The following is a 5,734-nucleotide window of genomic DNA, read 5'->3' as shown; positions in this document are numbered from 1 at the left end:
AGAAACTATAGCAAGCCTTAGCAATCGACCTCTACACAGTACAGGAGCATGGCAACCCTATGCAATTTTGACCCACTGTGCCCAGAGTGTTGAATGTTCCATGGTGGGATATCCCATACAACAACCTGAAATCTACAAAGCCACGGTTGGTAAGCTAGCTTTCACCCTTTTTTCCGCCCTCGGTGCCATGCAGCATCCCTTAGATGAACCCATTCCTGGTGCCCCAGAATTGGAAGCACATGGCAATCTCAAAAAAGCTTTGGCTCGCTTAAAAAAAGCTTACATTGATTTTGACAACTACACAGATTCCCTGGCTCCTCATTTTACCTATGGAGACCTATCAAAACAAGACTATATCCGTGCCCATGTGATGCATTTAAATAATCACCTTGAGGAAATACGAGAATATTCAGCTTGATTCACCATCAGCATCCTTAAGGTCAATTCAAGAGCAATCCGAGCGCAATTACTGTTAGCCCCCTCGACGACTGGAGACTATTGTTATGTTTGATAATTTTTGGCACAAACTGCCGACTCCGCTGGCGTTGTTGCAGTTATTAAAGCTTCGCAATGATCTTAGGGAGAAAAATCTCCACGATACATCTCAGCTGCCTGATAGTGGTGAATTGCCCAAACCTCACCCCAGCTCTGATGGGAGTCACCTAACTGCTCGTACAGTAGACGGCAGCTTTAATGATTTGCAACAGCCCCAAATGGGTATGGCGGGCACCCGTTTTGGCCGTAATGTTGCTCTGGGTGCCGTTGAAGCAGAAGCAGCCCCTAAGCTGATGACGCCAAATCCACGTGAGGTCAGTCGCATATTGATGACGCGCGATCGCTTTCAGCCTGCCACCATTCTTAATCTGTTGGCTGCGGCCTGGATTCAGTTTGAAAACCATGATTGGTTTTCCCACGGTGATAACGAGCCTGACGATAAGCTGGAAATTCCTTTGGAGCCCAATGATCCGTGGCCAGAGGAGCATCGCCCCATGGCCGTTGGCAAGACGCTGGCAGACAAGTCTCGACCGGACGGTGCCAGACCCAAAACGTTTATCAATACGGTCACCCACTGGTGGGATGGCTCTCAGATCTATGGCAGCGACCCGGAAACGGTGGATAAATTGCGATCGCACGTCCATGGCAAACTTACTATTCAGGATGACGGTCTGTTACCTGTGGATCCCGAGACTGGCCTAGATGTCACCGGTTTTAACGATAACTGGTGGATTGGATTATCCATGTTGCACACTGTGTTCACCAAAGAACACAACGCTATTTGCGATCACCTAAAACAAGAATATTCCCATTGGTCCGACGATGTTCTCTTCAACCATGCCCGGTTGATCAATGCAGCACTAATGGCAAAAATCCACACCGTTGAGTGGACACCTGCGATTTTACCTCTACCGGCAACGGATATTGCGCTGAATGTGAACTGGTCTGGTTTCCTGGGAGAAGACCTGAAGCAAGTTTTAGGCAGCGTCGGTGAAGGAGAACTCACTGATTTGTTGTCGGGGATTGTGGGGGCTGAGACGGACCACCACACCGCACCCTACTATTTAACTGAGGAATTTGCGTCTGTGTATCGCATGCACCCGCTGATTCCTGATGAATTCCAGTTTTATTCTCTAGATAATAATCGGCCATTACAAGCCGCCGACTTTTTCCAAATCTCAGGCAAACGCAGTCGGACATTGTTAGAATCAATCCCTATGCCGGATCTATACTATTCGTTTGGTATCGCCCATCCTGGTGAAATTAGCCTTCATAACTATCCGCGTTCCTTGCAGCAGTTGGTGCGAGACAATGGTGAGGTCTTCGATCTGGCAGCGGTGGATATTTTACGCGATCGCGAACGGGGAGTGCCCCGCTACAACCGGTTCCGAGAGCTTATTGGTAGAACTCGTGTGAAATCCTTTGAGGAAATTAGCAGCAACAAACAATGGGTCGAAGAAATGCGCCGAGTCTACTACAACGACATCAACAGCGTAGACCTGATGGTCGGTCTGTTTGCTGAAGATAAACCTGAAGGCTTTGGCTTTAGCGATACCGCCTTCCGCGTGTTTATCCTCATGGCCTCTCGCCGCCTGAAAAGCGATCGGTTCTTTACTAAAGATTATCGGGCTGAAGTTTATACCCAGCTGGGCTTAGACTGGATTGCCAACAACACAATGGTAACTGTTCTACAGCGCCATTTTCCCACGCTAGCTCCAGCGTTGTACGACATTGACAATGCATTTAAACCTTGGCGTCGCATTGGCACCTAGGGTGCGGTGGGTCCTCAAGCTCTTTGCACTGCCACATAATCGCAAGGGTGGGTCAATCAGTGTTGAGCCAGGAACTTCTCAATCATAGATAGCCCAATGATAGAGAGGCATGGATAATACTAGATATAAAGTCTCCTAATATAGACCGACAATCTAAAGAAAATATGGGGAAGAGTAACGTTGCCCAATGGCCCAACCAGTCTTTGCTACTCCTCATAAGTTCCTCAACTTGTTTTGTTACGATCAAGAAGGAAGAGATAAAAATCTTCCACATTTGTTGATCCAACAATATATCAGGAGAAAGCGAATGATTCGCAAAATTGTGGTTGGCTTGGATAGTTCTGATTTAGGGTTGAGGGCCTTACAAAAGGCGATCGCATCTGCACTTAGCTACAATGCAGAGCTAAAACTCGTTCATGTTTTAGTAGATAGCGAACCAGGCGCGCCAAAATTTAGTGGTTATTTTGGCGGACCTCTATACCCCAGCGTTAGCGCCACCGTAGTGGAATCCTACCAAGTTGCCTGGAATCAGTTTGTAGATCATTCGCAAGCTTTACTGAATCAGCAGATTGCCGATGCCCAAAATTATGGCATAGAAGCATCGGGCACCCTACTGTATGGCAATCCAGGCGCACGATTGTGTGAAGTCGCACAAACCTGGGAGGCCGACTTAATTATTGTAGGCAGTCGTGGCCTATCGGGAATGAGTGAATTTCTAATTGGCAGCGTTAGCAACTATGTGTTGCACCATGCTCCCTGCTCCGTTTTAGTCGTACATGCTAAGCAACAACCCGTTAAGGATATTCCGATTGCTCGCAAAAATGAGCAGACTGACACAGCATCCAGCGAGGGGCCCAAGCAGATTTTGGTGGCGCTGGACAAGTCAGAAATGGCTCAAAAGGCAATGAAAACTGCCATTGAACTGGCAAAGCTACATCAGGCTGAACTCAGGCTACTTCACGTCATTGACGAAGATGAACCAGGTTTGCCTCAAAAGCTGATTTTTAGCGATAGTCAATACATATCCCAACATAGTGAGCTCCTATTTGCAGAGTACCAGCAGGAATGGAACAAATTTGTCAGTGGCTGGTGGCAAACCTTACAACTCTATGTTGAAGAACTGGAAACTGAAGGCATTGAAGCCATTTGTGATGTCATGCAGGGACGCACGGGGCAGCAGATCTGTGAAGTCGCTAATGATTGGCCTGCCGATCTGATTGTCATGGGCTGTCGCGGATTGTCAGGGCTTAAAGAGTTACTAGTGGGTAGTGTCAGCTACTACGTCAGCCATCGAGCTCCCTGTGCTGTTTTCGTCAATCGACCTAAGTCATCTACGTCAACAAAGGCGCATCAAGAACAAGAAACACGCCAGGTCGCCCAAACTAGAGGGTAAATGGTGAAATTACTCCCGAACCAGGCTTAAACCGAGTTTGGGAGTAAGGTTCTTCATAATTTCCTCAACTTTCTCCACTAGCGTGAAATTATTGCTCAGACACAGGTGGCATCCATCAAGCACGCTTATGAGACCTGATGTAAAACCCAGACTCAATGTCCATGTAGGTTTACCTCGGATTGTCCTGATTAGCGCCTTTCGCGTCAGTATGGTCTGGGATTTGCTCACTACATTTTTAGGGAGCCTGCTCATTCTAAATGGTATTCATTTCATTGCCATTGGCTTAAGTCTAGTCGGTACTTTAATTGCAGGGGCCTTTAATTTCTCGACTCGTCCTATATGGGGACATAATCAAGGCAAACAGCGTGAAATTTACCTGCTAAGACTTGCCTGGATACTCGCTATTCTTTTTGACTTTTGGACATCATTTATCTGTAACGTCACCTACGTTGCCTTAGGACGATTTGAGTTAGGCCGAGCGGCTACCTGGGATTACATGGCTCGCATAACATGGGATCAGCATCTGATCGTCCTAGTGATCACCATCTTCACAGTTATGAGTCCGATGATGGTTGGCATCATTAGAAAGCGCAATCCTGAATTTTTAGCTTAGATTCGACTGCGGGGTGGTATCAAGGCAGAGCGGGAAGTTTTCCCAAGGATAGAATTCAATCGTCAGACGTCAGGACTTCACTAACGTCTAACGTCTGACTCCCTAGCCAGCCAAGCTTTTCTGGCGTAAGTTGATGCCTGGTAGGTGCAACTTGCCAAAGGCGATTGATCACGGTATCTATGAAATATCTATGTTTAGATAACTCTATTAAATCAATCGCTAACTGTTGTGAGTGCAGCCTTAAACGTCATTACGATTACCAATATCATTAGTGTTGTCGTACCCATTGTCATTATCTTGGGTGCGTTTTTTCTAGGAATAATTGTTGAACGTCAAGGGTTAAATCGCCTGCAGGCGCTCTCTTCCAGGATAGGTTGGGGTGGTGCTGATGTGATTATCAGCTCCCTCAAAGGATTAATCCTGTTTTGGTTTACTATTGGCGGTATTTTTGCAGCGATTCTGACGCTGCCCATTGACAATAATTTATTTCTCACAATTCAAAGGTGTCTCTTAGTAGCCGCTATTGCCTCTGGTACCTTAATCGTTGCCCGTTTATCTGTAGGCTTTGTCCGCTACTTTTCTGAGACAAAAGGGGCAGGTAATCTGACATCTCTATTTGAGATGCTGACCCAAATTGTGATTTTCACCTTTGGTGTACTGATCACACTGCAGTCCCTTGGCATTGCCATTACACCTTTACTCACAGCTTTGGGTATTGGTGGTGTTTCCCTTGGTCTAGCTTTTCAGAGTACCCTAACTAATTTTCTGTCAGGCTTAAACCTAGCCACATCTAATAAATTAAGGGTTGGGGACTTTATCCAGTTAGATTCTGGTGAAGAGGGATACGTGGTGGATATTGCCTGGCGGCACACTATCCTGCAAGACATTCGCGACAACATGGTAGTGGTACCCAATACCCGAATCCTCAATAATGTCTTCAAGAACTATGGTCTACCAGATAAAGAAGCTCTGATTATCCTTGAAGTGGGTATTAGCTACGATACGGATTTAGAGAAAGTAGAACAAGTCGCCCTTGAGATCGCCAATGAGGTGATGAATGACGTTGTTGGAGGCGTGCCCAATTCTGACCCCTGGATTCGCTTTAAAGAATTTGGTTACTTCGCGATCACCATGACGGTTTACCTGCGCATTCGCGAATATTTTGACCATCTGGTGGTGCGCCACGAGTTTATCAAACGGCTGCATAAGCGTTTTCGCAACGAAAATATTCCCATGCCGTTTCCGATTCAAACCTCGTTAATTCCTATTCCCCATGAGCAAACGCCAACCCCTAAGCGTAGTGCATTAAGCCATGATGGTCTGCCAGATCTACCCTTTTTAAATGACGAGCAGTAATCTCTTCGTGAACACAGTCACTCATACCAGTTTTTAGTCATTAGGTTTGAATGATAAAAGTCTTTCACAGTCACGTATTTGAGGTTGATGGTTGCAGTTAATTTT

At 46.3% G+C, this 5,734-nt stretch carries 5 protein-coding genes; all 5 read left to right on the top strand.

The window, feature by feature from the left end; genetic code table 11:
• Positions 1-418, top strand: a 418-nt coding sequence (locus DXZ20_RS07300; RefSeq protein ID WP_163703426.1) for a DUF1569 domain-containing protein, incomplete at its 5' end; no start/stop codon positions are given.
• Positions 419-503: 85 nt separating this feature from the next.
• On the top strand, positions 504-2,267 hold the full coding sequence (locus DXZ20_RS07295; RefSeq protein WP_163697374.1) for a peroxidase family protein: 1,764 nt from the start codon (positions 504-506) through the stop codon (positions 2,265-2,267).
• Between the two features lie 307 nt (positions 2,268-2,574).
• A complete protein-coding gene (locus DXZ20_RS07290; protein ID WP_163669030.1) occupies positions 2,575-3,660 on the top strand; it encodes a universal stress protein in 1,086 nt (361 codons plus the stop codon).
• Between the two features lie 127 nt (positions 3,661-3,787).
• On the top strand, positions 3,788-4,273 hold the full coding sequence (locus DXZ20_RS07285; RefSeq protein WP_006514376.1) for a hypothetical protein: 486 nt from the start codon (positions 3,788-3,790) through the stop codon (positions 4,271-4,273).
• A gap of 228 nt (positions 4,274-4,501) precedes the next feature.
• Complete coding sequence (locus tag DXZ20_RS07280; protein WP_163697372.1) at positions 4,502-5,629, top strand: mechanosensitive ion channel domain-containing protein; 1,128 nt, start codon at positions 4,502-4,504, stop codon at positions 5,627-5,629.
• Positions 5,630-5,734: the final 105 nt, after the last annotated feature.

Source organism: Adonisia turfae CCMR0081 (assembly GCF_011009555.1).
GTDB classification, from domain to species: Bacteria; Cyanobacteriota; Cyanobacteriia; order Phormidesmidales; family Phormidesmidaceae; genus Leptothoe; species Leptothoe turfae.
Note: the sequence above shows the minus strand (reverse complement) of the source record. Positions and strands in the feature narration are given on the sequence as shown.